The 15,571-nt window shown below is 71.7% G+C and carries 16 protein-coding genes and 2 tRNA genes; 14 read left to right on the top strand and 4 right to left on the bottom strand.

Features of this window, described 5'->3' with window-relative positions:
- The first annotated feature begins 28 nt into the window (after nucleotides 1-28).
- The 5 genes from gyrA to ACIQKA_RS16835 all read left to right on the top strand — a co-directional run bounded on the left by gyrA (nucleotide 29) and on the right by ACIQKA_RS16835 (nucleotide 5,379).
- Nucleotides 29-2,641 carry a DNA gyrase subunit A gene (gyrA, locus tag ACIQKA_RS16855; protein WP_383151688.1) on the top strand — a complete coding sequence of 871 codons (2,613 nt, stop codon included), beginning with the start codon at nucleotides 29-31 and terminating at the stop codon, nucleotides 2,639-2,641.
- A 109-nt stretch (nucleotides 2,642-2,750) separates the two neighbouring features.
- Nucleotides 2,751-3,314: a DUF3566 domain-containing protein gene (locus tag ACIQKA_RS16850; RefSeq protein WP_383151687.1), complete on the top strand. Its 564-nt coding sequence runs from the start codon at nucleotides 2,751-2,753 to the stop codon at nucleotides 3,312-3,314.
- Nucleotides 3,315-3,422: 108 nt separating this feature from the next.
- A tRNA-Ile gene (locus tag ACIQKA_RS16845) sits at nucleotides 3,423-3,496 on the top strand.
- Nucleotides 3,497-3,665: 169 nt separating this feature from the next.
- Nucleotides 3,666-3,800 carry a DLW-39 family protein gene (locus ACIQKA_RS16840; RefSeq protein WP_003958712.1) on the top strand — a complete coding sequence of 45 codons (135 nt, stop codon included), beginning with the start codon at nucleotides 3,666-3,668 and terminating at the stop codon, nucleotides 3,798-3,800.
- A 169-nt stretch (nucleotides 3,801-3,969) separates the two neighbouring features.
- Nucleotides 3,970-5,379 carry a hypothetical protein gene (locus ACIQKA_RS16835; RefSeq protein WP_402541384.1) on the top strand — a complete coding sequence of 470 codons (1,410 nt, stop codon included), beginning with the start codon at nucleotides 3,970-3,972 and terminating at the stop codon, nucleotides 5,377-5,379.
- A 4-nt stretch (nucleotides 5,380-5,383) separates the two neighbouring features.
- On the opposite strand, the gene ACIQKA_RS16830 is transcribed toward ACIQKA_RS16835, so the two are convergent.
- Together ACIQKA_RS16830 and ACIQKA_RS16825 are read right to left on the bottom strand one after the other, a co-directional pair.
- Complete coding sequence (locus ACIQKA_RS16830; protein WP_402541383.1) at nucleotides 5,384-6,808, bottom strand: protein kinase; 1,425 nt, start codon at nucleotides 6,806-6,808, stop codon at nucleotides 5,384-5,386.
- A gap of 61 nt (nucleotides 6,809-6,869) precedes the next feature.
- The gene (locus ACIQKA_RS16825; protein WP_383151684.1) at nucleotides 6,870-7,424 is read right to left on the bottom strand and encodes a helix-turn-helix domain-containing protein; all 555 of its coding nucleotides are present in this window, start codon (nucleotides 7,422-7,424) and stop codon (nucleotides 6,870-6,872) included.
- A 129-nt stretch (nucleotides 7,425-7,553) separates the two neighbouring features.
- Here ACIQKA_RS16825 and ACIQKA_RS16820 point away from each other — a divergent pair.
- The 3 genes from ACIQKA_RS16820 (at nucleotide 7,554) to ACIQKA_RS16810 (ending at nucleotide 8,969) form a co-directional block, all read left to right on the top strand.
- A tRNA-Ala gene (locus ACIQKA_RS16820) sits at nucleotides 7,554-7,626 on the top strand.
- Nucleotides 7,627-7,819: 193 nt separating this feature from the next.
- Nucleotides 7,820-8,437 carry a hypothetical protein gene (locus ACIQKA_RS16815; RefSeq protein ID WP_402541381.1) on the top strand — a complete coding sequence of 206 codons (618 nt, stop codon included), beginning with the start codon at nucleotides 7,820-7,822 and terminating at the stop codon, nucleotides 8,435-8,437.
- 145 nt (nucleotides 8,438-8,582) lie between these two features.
- Nucleotides 8,583-8,969: a DUF6344 domain-containing protein gene (locus ACIQKA_RS16810; RefSeq protein ID WP_383151680.1), complete on the top strand. Its 387-nt coding sequence runs from the start codon at nucleotides 8,583-8,585 to the stop codon at nucleotides 8,967-8,969.
- A gap of 315 nt (nucleotides 8,970-9,284) precedes the next feature.
- Here ACIQKA_RS16810 and ACIQKA_RS16805 read toward each other — a convergent pair whose 3' ends face one another.
- Nucleotides 9,285-10,004: a DUF5324 family protein gene (locus ACIQKA_RS16805; RefSeq protein WP_383151679.1), complete on the bottom strand. Its 720-nt coding sequence runs from the start codon at nucleotides 10,002-10,004 to the stop codon at nucleotides 9,285-9,287.
- Between the two features lie 172 nt (nucleotides 10,005-10,176).
- Between ACIQKA_RS16805 and ACIQKA_RS16800 the strand changes: the two genes are divergently transcribed.
- Nucleotides 10,177-10,704 (top strand): peptidylprolyl isomerase, encoded by a 528-nt coding sequence (locus ACIQKA_RS16800; protein ID WP_383151678.1) that lies wholly within the window; start codon nucleotides 10,177-10,179, stop codon nucleotides 10,702-10,704.
- Between the two features lie 22 nt (nucleotides 10,705-10,726).
- Nucleotides 10,727-11,590 carry a rhomboid family intramembrane serine protease gene (locus tag ACIQKA_RS16795; RefSeq protein WP_383151677.1) on the top strand — a complete coding sequence of 288 codons (864 nt, stop codon included), beginning with the start codon at nucleotides 10,727-10,729 and terminating at the stop codon, nucleotides 11,588-11,590.
- A gap of 378 nt (nucleotides 11,591-11,968) precedes the next feature.
- Here the strand turns inward: ACIQKA_RS16795 and crgA are convergent, their stop codons facing one another.
- Complete coding sequence (gene crgA / locus ACIQKA_RS16790) at nucleotides 11,969-12,223, bottom strand: cell division protein CrgA (RefSeq protein WP_383151676.1); 255 nt, start codon at nucleotides 12,221-12,223, stop codon at nucleotides 11,969-11,971.
- Nucleotides 12,224-12,363: 140 nt separating this feature from the next.
- Between crgA and ACIQKA_RS16785 the strand changes: the two genes are divergently transcribed.
- The 4 genes from ACIQKA_RS16785 to ACIQKA_RS16770 all read left to right on the top strand — a co-directional run bounded on the left by ACIQKA_RS16785 (nucleotide 12,364) and on the right by ACIQKA_RS16770 (nucleotide 15,570).
- Nucleotides 12,364-13,131 carry a DUF881 domain-containing protein gene (locus ACIQKA_RS16785; RefSeq protein ID WP_383151675.1) on the top strand — a complete coding sequence of 256 codons (768 nt, stop codon included), beginning with the start codon at nucleotides 12,364-12,366 and terminating at the stop codon, nucleotides 13,129-13,131.
- Between the two features lie 149 nt (nucleotides 13,132-13,280).
- Nucleotides 13,281-13,442: a hypothetical protein gene (locus ACIQKA_RS16780; protein ID WP_148003371.1), complete on the top strand. Its 162-nt coding sequence runs from the start codon at nucleotides 13,281-13,283 to the stop codon at nucleotides 13,440-13,442.
- A complete protein-coding gene (locus tag ACIQKA_RS16775) occupies nucleotides 13,439-14,077 on the top strand; it encodes an aminodeoxychorismate/anthranilate synthase component II (RefSeq protein ID WP_383151674.1) in 639 nt (212 codons plus the stop codon). The genes ACIQKA_RS16780 and ACIQKA_RS16775 overlap by 4 nt, the downstream gene beginning before the upstream one ends.
- Entirely contained in the window at nucleotides 14,074-15,570 is a 1,497-nt protein-coding gene (locus ACIQKA_RS16770) for a class E sortase (protein WP_402541379.1), read from the top strand. Before ACIQKA_RS16775 ends, ACIQKA_RS16770 begins: the two co-directional genes overlap by 4 nt.
- Nucleotide 15,571: the final 1 nt, after the last annotated feature.

Here is a 15,571-nt window from a genome sequence, read left to right as displayed (position 1 = left end):
GACCGTACGAAAGGACTGACGACCAGCAATGGCCGACGAAAACACCTCCGGCACCACCGAAGAGCAGGAGCCCGTGCTGCGGATCGAGCCCGTCGGGCTCGAGACCGAGATGCAGCGCTCGTACCTCGACTACGCGATGTCCGTCATCGTGTCCCGCGCGCTGCCCGACGTACGGGACGGCCTCAAGCCCGTCCACCGGCGCGTGCTCTACGCGATGTACGACGGCGGCTACCGGCCGGAGAAGGGCTTCTACAAGTGCGCCCGCGTCGTCGGTGACGTCATGGGCACGTACCACCCGCACGGCGACACCTCGATCTACGACGCGCTCGTCCGCCTCGCCCAGCCCTGGTCGATGCGGCTGCCGCTCGTCGACTCCAACGGCAACTTCGGCTCCCCGGGCAACGACCCGGCCGCCGCCATGCGCTACACCGAGTGCAAGATGGCGCCGCTGTCGATGGAGATGGTCCGGGACATCGACGAGGAGACCGTCGACTTCCAGGACAACTACGACGGCCGCAACCAGGAGCCGACGGTCCTGCCGGCCCGGTTCCCGAACCTGCTGGTCAACGGCTCGGCCGGCATCGCGGTCGGCATGGCGACCAACATCCCGCCGCACAACCTGCGCGAGGTCGCCGAGGGCGCCCAGTGGTACCTGGCCAACCCCGAGGCCGGCCACGAGGAGCTGCTCGACGCGCTCGTCGAGCGGATCAAGGGCCCGGACTTCCCCACCGGCGCGCTCGTCGTCGGCCGCAAGGGCATCGAGGAGGCGTACCGCACCGGTCGCGGCTCCATCACGATGCGCGCGGTCGTCGAGGTCGAGGAGATCCAGAACCGCCAGTGCCTGGTGGTCACCGAGCTGCCGTACCAGACCAACCCGGACAACCTCGCGCAGAAGATCGCCGACCTGGTGAAGGACGGCAAGATCGGCGGCATCGCCGACGTCCGCGACGAGACCTCGTCCCGGACCGGCCAGCGCCTGGTCATCGTGCTCAAGCGCGACGCCGTCGCCAAGGTCGTCCTGAACAACCTGTACAAGCACACCGACCTCCAGACGAACTTCGGCGCCAACATGCTGGCGCTCGTCGACGGCGTGCCGCGCACCCTCTCCCTGGACGCGTTCATCCGCCACTGGGTGACGCACCAGATCGAGGTCATCGTCCGCCGGACCCGCTTCCGGCTGCGCAAGGCCGAGGAGCGCGCCCACATCCTGCGCGGCCTGCTCAAGGCCCTGGACGCGATCGACGAGGTCATCGCGCTGATCCGGCGCAGCGACACGGTCGAGGTCGCCCGCACGGGCCTGATGGACCTGCTGAGCATCGACGAGATCCAGGCCAACGCGATCCTGGAGATGCAGCTCCGCCGGCTCGCCGCCCTGGAGCGCCAGAAGATCGTCGCCGAGCACGACGAGCTCCAGACGAAGATCGACGAGTACAACGCGATCCTGGCCTCGCCCGAGAAGCAGCGGACGATCGTCAGCGAGGAGCTGGCCGCGCTCGTCGAGCGCTTCGGCGACGACCGCCGCTCCAAGCTCGTGCCCTTCGACGGCGACATGTCCATCGAGGACCTGATCGCCGAGGAGGACATCGTCGTCACCATCACGCGCGGTGGCTACGTGAAGCGGACGAAGACCGAGGACTACCGCTCGCAGAAGCGCGGCGGCAAGGGCGTGCGGGGCACGAAGCTGAAGCAGGACGACATCGTCGACCACTTCTTCGTCTCCACCACCCACCACTGGCTGCTCTTCTTCACCAACAAGGGCCGGGTCTACCGGGCCAAGGCGTACGAGCTGCCGGACGCCGGCCGGGACGCCCGCGGCCAGCACGTGGCCAACCTCCTCGCCTTCCAGCCGGACGAGCAGATCGCCCAGATCCTGGCGGTCCGCGACTACGGCGTCGCGCCGTACCTGGTGCTCGCCACCAAGGCCGGCCTGGTCAAGAAGACCGCGCTGAAGGACTACGACTCGCCCCGCTCCGGCGGCGTCATCGCGATCAACCTGCGCGCGCTCGACAACGGCGAGGACGACGAGCTGATCGGCGCCGAGCTGGTCTCGTCCGAGGACGACCTGCTGCTCATCAGCAAGAAGGCGCAGTCGATCCGCTTCACCGCCACGGACGACGCGCTGCGTCCGATGGGACGCGCCACTTCGGGTGTCAAGGGCATGAGTTTCCGCGAGGACGACGAACTGCTCTCGATGAATGTCGTCCGGCCGGGTACGTTCGTCTTCACCGCGACCGACGGCGGGTACGCGAAGCGCACCCCCGTCGACGAGTACCGCGTCCAGGGCCGTGGCGGCCTCGGCATCAAGGCCGCCAAGATCGTGGAGGACCGCGGCTCGCTCGTGGGCGCGCTGGTGGTCGAGGAGACGGACGAGATCCTCGCCATCACGCTGTCCGGCGGTGTGATTCGCACGCGAGTCAACGAAGTCAGGGAGACCGGCCGTGACACCATGGGCGTCCAGCTGATCAACCTGGGCAAGCGCGACGCCGTCGTCGGCATCGCGCGGAACGCCGAGGCCGGCGGCGACGACGAGGTCGACGACGCCGACGAGGCCGAGGGCGTCGTCGAGGTGTCCGAGACCGAGGTGGTCGAGGGCGGGACAGCCGAGGGCACGGAGTCCTCGGCCGGGGAGCACGAGGAGTAAGAGCGTGAGTGGAGCCACGGGCGCCGGATCGGCGGCCGCCGGAGCTTCTTCTGCAGGTGCCGGCGCGAGCGGCGCCCGTGGTTCCGCCACGGACTCCCAGGGGGTTGCGGTGACGGACACTCGGGGGCAGCAGCCCTCGTACGACAGCTACAACGGGCCGCTGCCCGGCGAGCGGCCCGGGGGGCAGCCCACCGGGCCGTACCACCCGCCGCAGGCCTACGGCGCCCCGACGACGGGCGGCACGGCGGGCGGCAAGACCGGGGCCGTGCGCCGGCCCCGTACGGGCGCCCGCACGACGCCCCGGACGCGCAAGGCACGGCTGCGGGTGGCGAAGGCCGATCCGTGGTCGGTGATGAAGGTGAGCTTCCTGCTCTCCATCGCGCTCGGCATCTGCACGGTCGTGGCCGCGGCCGTGCTGTGGATGGTCATGGACGCCATGGGCGTCTTCTCGACGGTCGGCGGGACGATCAGCGAGGCCACGGGCTCGAACGAGTCCAACGGCTTCGACCTTCAGTCGTTCCTGTCGCTGCCGCGGGTGCTGATGTTCACCTCAGTGATCGCCGTGATCGACGTGGTCCTGATGACCGCCCTGGCGACGCTCGGCGCGTTCATCTACAACCTGTCGGCCGGCTTCGTGGGCGGCGTCGAGCTGACGCTGGCCGAGGACGAGTAGGGGCCGGGCGGGACGCGCGGGGCCACTCCCGGGAACGGATTTTGGGACTGGCCCCCACGTGCGCTAATCTTCAGGAGTCAGCGCGCGGGACACACCGCAAAGCGCGGCGGGGCTATAGCTCAGTTGGTTAGAGCGCATCCCTGATAAGGATGAGGCCACAGGTTCAAATCCTGTTAGCCCCACATTTCAGATCGGCCCGGACGGTTCAACCGTCCGGGCCGATTCCCTTTGCCCCGGGGTGAATCGGGGACGTCGTGGGTTTGAAACTCGCACAGGTCACCGATCGGTATCGGTCGATGTGTAGAGTGGGCGTCAGAAGTCTCCTACGTCAACGAAAGACGAGGTCGCGCGGTGAAGAAGCTTCTCCTGGTCGCACTGGCCGCCATCGGCGGGCTCCTCGTGTACCGCCAGATCCAGGCGGATCGCGCCGAGCAGGATCTGTGGACGGAGGCGACCGACTCCGTGCCCGCAGGTTCGGGTGTCTGAGACGAAGACCGTCTGTGGGTGAAGCCCCGGCCGCACTTGTGCGGGCCGGGGCTTCGCTCTGTTCCGGGGCCGTCCGGATCCCGCCGGGCCCTGTCGGTGGTTTGCCTGGGCGAATATGTTGCTTGCTCAAGCGAAGAGGAAGCGACGAGGACGTGACGAGGGGGAGCGCGTGAAGAAGCGGGCCGGCATCGGCAGGAGGGCGGGGGCCCTGATCGCGGCCGCCGTGGCGGTGGGAACGGCGGCGGGGACGCCCGCCCAGGCACGGGCGCACACCGAGGCGCAGCCCCAGGCCCGGATCCAGAACCAGACCCAGGCCCGGATCCAGAACCAGCCCCAGGCCCGGATCCAGACCCAGGCCCAGGCCCAGGTCCGGGCCGTCGGCGGGGAGGCGCTCCCGCCGTACACCTTCGACTCCGCCGCCCAGCCGGTCCGGGGCGCCGCCTCCAGCTCGGACGCGCAGGAGCTGAAGGCCGGGGGGACCTACCGCGACACGCTCCGGAAGAACGGCAAGGTCTACTACCGGGTCGTCCTCGACGGAAAGCGGAACACGTACGTCTCCGTGGTCGCCGCCCCGAAGCCCGGCGGCAAGGTCGAGTACGGCGACGGCTTCAAGGTCAGCATCCAGGACGGCTCCGGCACCGAGTGCGGCTACCAGCAGGCGAGCTTCTCCTCGGCCCGGTACACCCGTCCCCTCGCCGCCTCCGCCCGCCGCACGGTCGACCCGGACAGTTCCAGCTGCCAGCAGCCGGGCAACTACTACGTGCTCGTCGAGCGCACCACGAAGACGGGCTCCGACCAGTCCGACTGGGACGTCGAGATCCGGCACCTGGCCGAGCCGCTCCTGAAGAAGGCGGGGCCGACCGAGCTGCCGGAGGCCTGGCCGTCCGCCACGCCGGCGCCCCTGACGGGCGAGCCGGAGCCCCGGCGGGGCGGCTCGGGGATCCACGACGCGGCCTCGCTCGCCCAGGGCGAGTGGCGGTCCGACATCCGGCCGGGACAGACCCTCTTCTACCGGGTCCCCCTCGACTGGGGGCAGCAGCTCTTCGCCACCGCCGAGCTGGGCAGCAGCACGGAGGGCGACGACTACGTCTCCCACGCGCTGGTCCTCTCCCTGGAGAACCCGGCGCTCGGCCACGTCGACACCGAGACCGTCGGCTACAGCGGCAAGCAGGCGACGCTGGCGCTCGGCCCGCAGCGGCCGGTGGCGCACGAGAACCGCACCTCGTACACCGAGGCCACGAGCGGGATGCGGTTCGCCGGCTGGTACTACCTGTCCGCCACGCTCAGCCCGGAGATCGCCGCGGAGTACGGCGACGGACCGGTGCCGCTGACGCTGCGGGTGAAGATCCTGAACGCGGCGAAGCCCGGCCCCGGGTACGACGGGGACCCCGGTCCGTTCGCCGTGACCCCCGACGACAAGAGGGCGGCCGAGACGGGCTCCAGCGGTGCGCAGGCGGCCGAGGAGGCGGAGCGCAGCGACTCCATGCGGCTGGTCGCCACGGCCGGGATCGGCACCGGGACGGTGCTGCTGCTCGGCCTCGGCGCGTGGACGCTGGTGGCGCGGCGGCGGACGGCGTGACGCCTCAGACCTGAGTGAGGGCCCAGAAGCCGACCGCCAGGCAGACGAGGGCGAGCAGGAGCACCGGGACCGCGACCTTAGGGGGCGGTCCCGGACGGCGTACGGGGGCGGGCACGGGGGCCGTCACCGGTTGCGGGTGCGGGTAACCGTAGGGGCCGGGGGCCTGGACGGGCCGGTCGGTGTACGGGTTCGTGGGGGCCTGCCCGTACGGCCCCGCCGGGACGGGCCCCCGGTCGAAGACGGGGCCCGGGTGCGCGACCGGCGGGGGCAGGTGGAAGCTGCCCGTCTCGGAGGGGCGGGGCGGGGCGGCCGGCGCCGCCGGGGCGGTGGACGGGGCGGCCGGGTGCGGGGGCCGGTGCTGCGGCGGTGCGGGGTGTTGCGGGGCGTGCGCGGGGTCCCCGGGGCGGCCCGGGGCCGGTGCGGGGGCGGGGAGGGGGCGCCGGGGGTCGGTGGCCGTGGGCGGGCCGGGGGCGGCGGTCGCGTCGGCCGCGGGGAACGAGGAGCTCGTGGTGCCTGTGGTGCTGGTGGTGCTGGTGGTACTCGTGGTGCCCGTGGGGCCTTCCGGGCCGAAGCCCGGGGGCAGGGGGCCGAGTTGGTCGAAGATCTCGACCGGCTCCTCGTCGGCGGCCGGTCCGGGCAGCATCTCGACGGCGGCGCTCAGCGCCTTGCGCGCCCCCGTGGCCGTCCGGAAGCGCGCCTGCGGGTCGGGCTGGAGCAGTCCCGCGAGCACCTGCCACAGGGGCTCCGGGATGCCCTCGGGGGCGCTCGGGGTGCCGTGCGCGAGGAAGTGCTCGACCAGGGCCTGGGAGTCCGGCTTGCGCCCCTGGAGCAGGTAGAGCGCGACCAGGCCGACGGCGAACAGGTCGGCGGTGAAGTCCGGTTCGGCGCCGAGGAGCTGCTCGGGCGCGAAGTAGCCGGGCGTCCCCACGACGTAGTTGGTCTCCGTGAGGCGGGGCTCGCCCTTGCGCATGGAGATGCCGAAGTCGGAGAGGCGCAGGTGCGGCCGTCCGGTCCCGGTGACGTCGAGGAGGATGTTGGCCGGCTTGATGTCCCGGTGGACGACCCCCTCGGCGTGCACCGTGGCCAGGCCCGAGAGCAGCTGGTCGAGGAGGACGCAGACGAAGCGGGGCGGCAGCGGGCCGTAGTCCCCGATGACGTGGGCGAGCGAGCCGCCGGCCACCAGGTCCATGGTGAAGAGGACCTTGTCGTCGTCGGCGGCCCAGCTGGCCGGGGCGAGGACGTGCGGATGGTCGATCCGCAGCGCCTGCTCGCGGACGAAGCGGAGCAGGGTGTGGGCGTCGCTCTGGAGGAGCACCTTGGCCGCCACGTAGCGGCGGCGCCGGTGGTCCCAGGCCCGCCACACCGCGCCCGCGCCGCCCCGTCCGATCGGGTCGATCAGCTCGTACCGTCCGGCGAAGACCTCACCCATCGTGCTGCGCCCGCTCCCCGTCGCGTCGTCTCTCCGCGGCTCCGGCCGGCCGCCGGACCCCTCAGTTCTGGTGCGACTCGTAGTGGGCGACCGCCTCCGCGGTGCGTCCGGCGCCGTACACCCTGAGGAACTCTGCCAGCTCCGGGTGGGCCGGGGCGAGCGAGTCGGCGGCGTCGATGATGTCGCCCGCGGCCGCGACGGACCGCAGCAGGGACTGGATCTCGCGGACCACCCGGCGGACGGTCGGGGCGCCGGAGCCGGGTCCGGCGCCGGTCTGGCCCGAGCTGGTGAGGACGGAGCCGCCCTGCGACTTCTTGACCTCCTCCATGCGGTCGGTGGCCTCGGCGGCGCTGACGCTGCCGTCGGCGACCTGCACGGCGAGTTCCTGGAGCGCCTGGACGCGCTGGACGACGGCCGGGTTGCCGATCTTCGCCCGCTGGCCGCTCATGAGCTGGGACAGCATGGGCGCGGAGAGCCCGAGCACGGCCGCGAGCCTGGCCTGGTTGAGCCCGAGATCGTCGATCAGCCGACGGAAGAGCGCCCCCAACGGCTCCCCGTACCAACTGCGCTGAAGCTCTCTGGCTCTGGCCGTGGCTTCCTGCTGCGCTGCGTCCATCACTTCTCCCCATCCCTGCGGTTCGCCACTGCGAACCTCGGGCAGCATCTTACGGAGCGTGGTCGCGGACCGGGAGTCCCAATCCTTTTGCCGGACATGGGGGGTGACCCGGTACGCTGTCCTCGTTCCGGGGCCTTAGCTCAGTTGGTAGAGCGCTGTCTTTGCATGGCAGATGTCAGGGGTTCGACTCCCCTAGGCTCCACTCCGGACGGACCCCCCTGACCTGCGGAAGCGCGGGCCAGGGGGGTCTTTCGTGTTTTTCCCCGTACGGGGACGGCGGCCGGGACCGGGGCCCGGGGGCGTGGCGCTGGGTGAGCGGGGGCTCCAAGTGGCCCGGGCTACGGAGGCTCGAATGGACCAGGAAGCACGGGCCACTCGGTTCTAGCGTCGTGTCCATGGCGAACAGAGGGGACGCGCGGAACAGGCCGTACGTGCTGCTCGCCCTCCTCAACGCCCTGATGCTGCTGCGGATGCCGCTCCTCAGCCTCGCCCTGCCGCTGTGGATCGTGGAGCGGGCAGCGGCTCCCGGCTGGACCGTGTCGGCGCTCCTCGTCCTCAACACCGTCGTGGTGATGCTCTGCCAGGTCCGTGCCGCCCGGTCCGCGACGGACCTGGCCACGGCCGTGCGGGCGGTGCGGTGGTCGGGGGCGGTCATGTGCGCCGCGTGCGCGGTCTTCGCGTTCTCGGGGGCGCCGGAGGGCGGCCACGGTGCCGGGGCGGGGGGCGCGGTGGCGGTGCTCGTCCTCGGGGCCGTGCTTCAGGTCCTCGCCGAGATGCGGCACTCCGCGGGCTCGTGGCAGATCGGCTCCGCCCTGGCCCCCGCCGACCGGATCGGCCAGTACCAGGGCTTCTACGGCTCCGGCGTCCTCGTCGCCCGCGCCCTCGGACCCCTGCTCGTCACGACCCTGCCCATCGGCAGGGGCGTGCCCGGGTGGCTGCTCCTGGGCGGGGTCTTCCTGGTCGCGGGTGCGGCGACCGGCCCCGCCGTGCGGTGGGCGGACACCGCCCGCTGATCCGTACGAGTGGTGTTCATCCGAAGAACTGCGCGCGGGCGGCGTCGCTCCGTGCCATTCCGGGGCGCAGCCACATCATGAGGAAGGTATGTAAAGCGCGCAACCCGAAATGAACCATCCGAGAACACCACGAAAGCGAGGGACCATGGCCACCGCCAAGGTCAAGCAGTTCTGGGCCGCCTTCATCTCCGTGCTCTTCGCCCTGCTCGCCTCCGTCGGCCTGGCGGGCACCGCCGCCGCGGCCCAGCAGCCCGCCGTGCAGCAGCCCGAGGAGCCGGCGGCTCCTGCCGCCGCCTCCGCCGCGACCGCCTCCACCGCGGGGGAACGCGCGTCCGCCTCCGTACCGGCACAGCGGGCACACCGGTGGCCGCTGCCCGCCGGGGACCGCTCCCTGCCGCCCACCATCAAGCAGCGCATCGCCGCCGAGGCCCACGGTTCCTCCCCCACCGCGCGCCAGCGGTCGGCCGTGCCCGCCGCCGTCGAGAGCGACCCGGTCGCGCTGACGGACCTGGCGCTCGCCGCGGCGGCGTAGGGCGCGGGGAGACCACGACGTGCACTCCCCGCACCCCACTCGCGCCCGTCCGGCACCACGCGGTGCCCGTCCGGCCCCACGCAGTAGGAACCGGCGTTATCCAAAGCGTCCACAGCGTCCGCAGCACCGGGACCACCTCGCGGCGCCCGGCACTCCGGGGCAGAGCCCGGTAGAACCCGGCACTGCCCGAATCATCCGAACCGTTCGGACCCGACCGCACCCGACAGGCTCCGGCACCACCCGGTCGAACCCGGTGGTCTCCGGAACCGCGCGGCAGAGCCCGGCAGGACCCCGTCCCAAGAGGACCCCGTCCGGTCAGCGGCCCTCGTCGCGGCGCTCCGCGGCCTCCGTGGCGTCCAGTTCGGCGGCCTCCGCCTCGGCCTCCTTGGCCTCCACCTCGGGATCGAGCGTGGCACCACTGCCGTCGACGGACGTCAGCACGGTGACCTCCTCGTCCACCTCGGTGGGCGCGGGCGGCTCGACCAGCCAGTCGGGGTTCGACTGCTTGTCCCACCACTTCCAGGCGGCGAACACGCCGCCGGCCACCACGCCGAGGACGACGAGTCCCTTGGCGAGGCGCCCGGCCCTGGCCCGGCGCTCGTGCTTCCTCACGATCTTCCGGATCTCCTTCGGCGTCACCTGACCGCGCAGCGCGGCCCACGCGGCCGTGGAACGCGCCCCGGCCTCCTCGAGGACGGGTCCGGTGGCGGCGACCGCGCTCTCGACGCGCGGAGCGGTGTAGTCGGCTGCCTGACGGGCGGCCCGGCGGGTCTTGACCGCCGCACGGTGTGCGGCCGCGTCGACCCGCGGCGGTACCCGCGGTGCGACGTACGCGTCGTACTGCGTACGAGCCTGCGTCTTGGCCTGGTGAGCGGCCTTCGAAAGCTTCGGCGCGAGCAGATCCCGCGCCTCGTTCGCATACTGCGTGGCCTGGTCCCGGGCCGTTTCCGCGTACGGCGCCACCACTTCCGCGGCGTGCAGAACGCTCTCCTTCGCCGAACCTGTGGCGGCGCGCACGCTGTCCATGCGGGTCACGGGATTCCTCCTCCTCGGTGGCGATGTCAGGTTTTCGCCTTTCCATCCTCTTCGGAATCATGCCCGCCGAAGCCGGGTCCGGCATGTGGGGCGGGCATCCGGGGCATGCGAGGATCGTTCACTGCAGAGTCAGGCGCGACGTGACGCGCCCCGATGTGGACGGAAGGCGACCGTGGCCGAGCAGCTGTACGCGATCCTCAAGACGAGCCTGGGCGACATCGAGGTGCGGCTGATGCCGTTCCACGCGCCGAAGACGGTGCGCAACTTCGTCGAACTCGCGTCGGGCGAGCGCGCGTGGACGCACCCCGCCACCGGCGCGGTCTCCGAGGACCCGCTCTACGACGGGACGGTCCTCCACCGGGTCATCAAGGGGTTCATGATCCAGGGCGGCGACCCCCTGGGGAACGGCACGGGCGGTCCCGGCTACGAGTTCGCCGACGAGTTCCACCCGGAACTCTTCTTCGACCGCCCCTACCTGCTGGCCATGGCCAACGCCGGCCCGGGGACCAACGGCTCGCAGTTCTTCGTCACCGTCGCCCCCGCGACCTGGCTGAACCGCAAGCACACGATCTTCGGCGAGGTCGTGGACAAGGAGAGCCGGAAGGTCGTGGACGCGATCGCGGAGACCGCGACCGATCCGCACACCGAGCGCCCGCTCCGGGACGTGGTCGTCGAGTCCGTGGTGATCGAGAAGCGCTGAGCCGGAAGGGACGGGAACCCCCATGGACGCGCAGCCCGGTCTGCCGCGCTGTTACCGCCACCCGGAGACCGAGACCGGCATCCGCTGCGTCCGCTGCGACAGGCCCATCTGTCCGCAGTGCATGGTCTCCGCCTCCGTCGGCTTCCAGTGTCCCGACTGCGTACGCGGCGGTTCGGGCACCGGGCACGCCCCCGACGCCAACCAGCCCCGGACGCTCGCGGGCGGCCGGGTGGCCACGGACGAGCGTTTCGTCACCAAGATCGTCATCGCGATCAACCTGGCGCTCTTCGTCGCCGTCCAGGTGGTGGGCGACCGGCTCGTCGACGACCTGGCGCTCATCGGATACGCCTTCCTCCCGAGCGGCGAGCTGATCGGGGTCGCGGACGGCGAGTGGTACCGGCTGCTGACCTCCGCCTTCCTCCACCAGGAGATCCCGCACTTCCTCTTCAACATGCTGGGGCTCTGGGTGATCGGCGGGATCGTCGAACCCGAACTGGGCCGGATCCGGTACACGGCCCTCGTCCTGCTCTCCGGGCTCTCCGGTTCGGCCCTCGCCTATCTGCTCTCCCCGCAGAACCAGTTCTCGCTCGGCGCCTCCGGGATCGTCTTCGGGCTGATCGGCGCCTGGGTCGTCCTCGCCCGCCGCCGACGGCACGACATGCGGCCGGTCGTCCTCTTCGTCGCGCTGTCGCTGCTGCTGACCTTCACCCGTCCGGGGATCTCCTGGGAGGCCCACATCGGCGGCCTGGTCGGGGGTGCCCTGGTGACGTACGCGCTGGTGCACGCGCCCCGGGCCCGCCGGAACCCGGTGCAGTACACAGCCTGTGGACTGGTTCTGCTGCTCGACCTGGGGATCGTGCTCTTCCGATCGGCCGCGCTCGCCTGAGCGCACAGGGCTGTGGATGAGCTTCCGTGTGAGCTTTCCCCAGAGTTATCCACAGTGTGTGGCGGACTCTTCCCGCTCCGTGCAAAAGGAACGCGCCCCTCGCCTCTGACCTGGGGATCTCCCAGGGAGGCGAGGGGCGCGACGCGTCGTGCCGAAGGTGATCGCGGTCATACCGGCGTCAACCCGGCGTGAGTTATCCACAGATCTTCGTAAGTTATCCAAGGCTGTGCACAACGCTGTGGATAAACTCAGGGGAGAGCTTGACGGGCGCCCCGTGCGGGCGCTAGGCCACCGCGGAGGGCGGCCGGACCACCGCTGCGCCCGGCCGGCCGACCCCCGAGGGAGGCCGGGCCGCCGTCGTGGACGGTCGGGCCGCCGTTACTTCCACTGCGTGGAGACGCCGAAACCGGCCGCGATGAAGCCGAAGCCCACCACGATGTTCCAGTTCCGGAGCGACTCGATCGGCATCGTGCCGTCGGTGACGTAGAAGACCACGATCCAGACCAGTCCGATGGCGAACAGCGCCAGCATCACCGGTGCCACCCAGCTGCGGTTGGTCAGCTTGATGCTGGTGGTCTGCTTGGCGGGCGGAGGCGTGAAGTCGGCCTTCTTGCGGATACGTGACTTCGGCACGAGGGACTCTCCTGTCGATGCGCTGCGTGACCGCGCAGGGAACTGTGGCTGGCGCCGGGATGTGACGAAGGAGGACGTCTGCGTCCCCCAGGCGTCCGTTAGCGTAGTGGTTCCGCGGCACCGAAGGGGATCAGGGTACGTTGAGCAATTCCGCCGGCACTCCCGAAGGGCCGGGCCGCACCGCGAGGTGGCGCCCCGTCCGGCTGCTCACCCTTGCCGTTTTCGCCCTCGCCGGACTGATCTTCGTCACGAGCTTCAACACGGCCAGGGGCACCAACCTCCGCACGGACGCCTCCCTCCTCAGGCTCTCCGACCTGATCGAGGAGCGCAGCCACAAGAACGCCGGACTCGACGAGACCGCCGCCGCCCTCCGCTCCGAGGTGGACTCCCTCGCCGCCCGCGACGACGGCTCCACGCGCGCGGAGGACGAGAAGCTCGAAGCGCTCGAAGCGGCGGCCGGCACCACCGAGGTCTCCGGCTCCGGCCTCACCGTCACCCTCGACGACGCCCCGCCGAACGCCCGGGCCGCCCCCGGCTACCCCGAGCCGCAGGCCAACGACCTGGTCATCCACCAGCAGGACCTCCAGGCCGTCGTCAACGCCCTCTGGCAGGGCGGCGCCGAGGGCATCCGGGTCATGGACCAGCGGCTCATCTCCACCAGCGCCGTGCGCTGCGTCGGCAACACCCTGATCCTCCAGGGCCGCGTCTACTCGCCGCCCTACAAGATCACCGCCGTGGGTGACCGGGGGCGGCTGAGCAGGGCGCTGGCCGACTCCCCGGCGATCCGGAACTACCAGCTCTACGTCAAGGCGTACGGGCTCGGCTGGAAGGTGGACGAGCACCGGTCGGTGACCCTCCCCGGCTACTCGGGCACGGTGGACCTCCACTACGCGAAGCCGGTGGGCTGACCGGATCCCGCCCATGGGCCCGTCCACGGGCTGTGGGCGACGATTCCGGGCCGCGGCTCGTTGTCCACAGGCTTTGGACAGTCACCCCTCCCCGACCCCCGCGCCCCGTACTCTGGTCCCCGTAACGAACGGAAGGGGCGGTCGACGTCATGTACGGCTGGATCTGGCGGCATCTGCCGGGCAACGCGTGGGTGCGGGCGCTGATCTCGATCGTGCTGGCCCTCGCGGTCGTCTACGTCCTCTTCCAGTACGTGTTCCCCTGGGCGGAGCCGCTGCTTCCGTTCAACGATGTGACGGTGGACGGCCAGTGAGCGCGCGAATTCTCGTCGTCGACAACTACGACAGCTTCGTCTTCAACCTCGTTCAGTACCTCTACCAGCTCGGCGCCGAGTGCGAAGTCCTCCGCAACGACGAGGTCGAGCTGAGCCACGCCCAGGACGGCTTCGACGGCGTCCTCCTGTCGCCCGGGCCCGGGACTCCCGAGCAGGCCGGGGTCTGCGTCGACATGGTCCGGCACTGCGCGGAGACCGGTGTGCCCGTCTTCGGCGTCTGCCTCGGCATGCAGTCGATGGCCGTGGCGTACGGCGGCGTCGTCGACCGGGCGCCCGAGCTGCTGCACGGCAAGACCTCGCCCGTCACGCACGGGGGCCGGGGCGTCTTCGCCGGCCTCCCCTCGCCGTTCACGGCGACCCGCTACCACTCGCTGGCCGCCGAGCCCTCCGCCCTGCCCGCCGAGCTCGAAGTCACCGCGCGGACCGAGGACGGCATCATCATGGGCCTCAGGCACCGCGAACTCCCGGTCGAGGGCGTGCAGTTCCATCCCGAGTCCGTGCTCACCGAGCACGGCCACCGGATGCTCGCCAACTGGCTGGAGGAGTGCGGCGACAAGGGAGCGGTCGGCCGGTCGGCGGGGCTCGCGCCGGTGGTGGGCAAGGCCGTCGCGTGACGACGGGCTCGCCGTGGTTCCGGGCGAGGCACGAGCCGGGGCAGGAGCCGACGACGGGGGACGGACGCGTACCGGAGAGCGGGTACGCGGCGGGGGACGGGTACGTACCGGAGAGCGGGTACGTACCCGAGGCCGGACGTGTGTCCGGGGGCGGGTACGCGCCGGGGGCGGAGCCGTACGGGCAGGCCGAGCCGTACGGGCAGGCCGGTGCGCACGGGCGGCCCGGTGCGCACGGACAGGCCGGTCCGCACGCGCAGGCCGGTCCGCACGGGCAGGCCGACCCGTATGCGTCCCCGGAGGGGTACGCGTCCGCGGACCCCTACGCGTCCGCCGCCGATCCGTACGCGCGTGCGGAGCAGTACGCGGCGCCCGCCGACCCGTACGGGACCCCGGGGGCGTACGCCCCTCCGGACCCCTACGCGCCCACGGGGCCGCACGCGCCGACGGACCCGTACGTACCGGACGATTCCTACGCTCCGCCCCGGCCGTACCCGCACGAGCGGTCCTCCGCCCGGGGAGAGGCCTCCTCCGAGAGCCCCTACGAGCCCCCCTACGGGCCCTACGGCACCGAGGAGGGCCCGGCGGACCCGCCGGACGGGACGGCGGTCCTGCCGGTCGTCGAGGGCCCCTCCGAGCCCCCGGAGCCCTCGGGGACGGCGGGCGAGCAGCCCCCCGGCCCCGGTCGGGCCGAGCGGCGCCGTGCCGCCAAGGGCGGCCGGGGCAAGGGCCGCCGCCCCGCCACCCCGTCCGCCGCCGCGAAGCCGGCCGCGCCCCTCTCCCGGGTCGAGGCCCGGCGGGCCGCCCGCGAGGCCAAGGAGAGCGTCGGCGTCGTCGCCAGCCGGATCGTCGGCGAGCTCTTCATCACCCTCGGCGTCGTCATGCTGCTCTTCGTCACCTACCAGCTCTGGTGGACGAACGTCCTGGCCGGCCAGGAGACGAACCAGGCCAAGGAACGGATCGAGGACACCTGGGCCAAGGGCGGGGGCGAGGAGCGACCGGGCGCCTTCGAACCCGGCGAGGGCTTCGCCATCATGTACATCCCCAAGCTGGACGTCGTCGTCCCCATCGCCGAGGGCATCGACAAGACCAAGGTCCTCGACAAGGGCATGGTCGGCCACTACGCCGAGGGCGGCCTCAAGACGGCCATGCCCTCCGACAAGCAGGGCAACTTCGCGGTGGCCGGCCACCGCAACACGCACGGCGAGCCCTTCCGCTACATCAACCGGCTGAAGCCCGGCGACCCGATCGTCGTCGAGACCCGGAACGCGTACTACACGTACGAGATGGCGAGCATCCTGCCGCAGACCCCGCCCTCCAACGTGTCCGTGATCCAGCCCGTCCCGAAGGGTTCGGGCTTCACCGAGCCCGGCCGGTACATCACGCTGACCACCTGCACGCCCGAGTTCACCAGCACGTACCGCATGATCGTCTGGGGCAGGCTTCTGGAGGAGCGTCCGCGCAGCGAGGGAAAGCCCGAAGCGCTCGTAGGCTGAG

It is taken from the genome of Streptomyces sp. NPDC092045 (genome assembly GCF_044756005.1).
Lineage (GTDB): Bacteria > Actinomycetota > Actinomycetes > Streptomycetales > Streptomycetaceae > Streptomyces.
The sequence above is the reverse complement of the archived record's forward strand: the minus strand, read 5'-3'. Positions and strand labels throughout refer to the sequence as shown.

What these genes read in the sequence shown, in the direction of transcription:
- gyrA (WP_383151688.1), top strand. Translation starts at nt 29, where the DNA reads ATGGCCGACGAAAACACCTCCGGCACCACCGAAGAGCAGGAGCCCGTG.
- ACIQKA_RS16830 (WP_402541383.1), bottom strand. Translation starts at nt 6,808, where the DNA reads ATGGGTGAGGTCTTCGCCGGACGGTACGAGCTGATCGACCCGATCGGA.
- ACIQKA_RS16825 (WP_383151684.1), bottom strand. Translation starts at nt 7,424, where the DNA reads ATGGACGCAGCGCAGCAGGAAGCCACGGCCAGAGCCAGAGAGCTTCAG.
- ACIQKA_RS16815 (WP_402541381.1), top strand. Translation starts at nt 7,820, where the DNA reads ATGGCGAACAGAGGGGACGCGCGGAACAGGCCGTACGTGCTGCTCGCC.
- ACIQKA_RS16810 (WP_383151680.1), top strand. Translation starts at nt 8,583, where the DNA reads ATGGCCACCGCCAAGGTCAAGCAGTTCTGGGCCGCCTTCATCTCCGTG.
- ACIQKA_RS16795 (WP_383151677.1), top strand. Translation starts at nt 10,727, where the DNA reads ATGGACGCGCAGCCCGGTCTGCCGCGCTGTTACCGCCACCCGGAGACC.
- ACIQKA_RS16780 (WP_148003371.1), top strand. Translation starts at nt 13,281, where the DNA reads ATGTACGGCTGGATCTGGCGGCATCTGCCGGGCAACGCGTGGGTGCGG.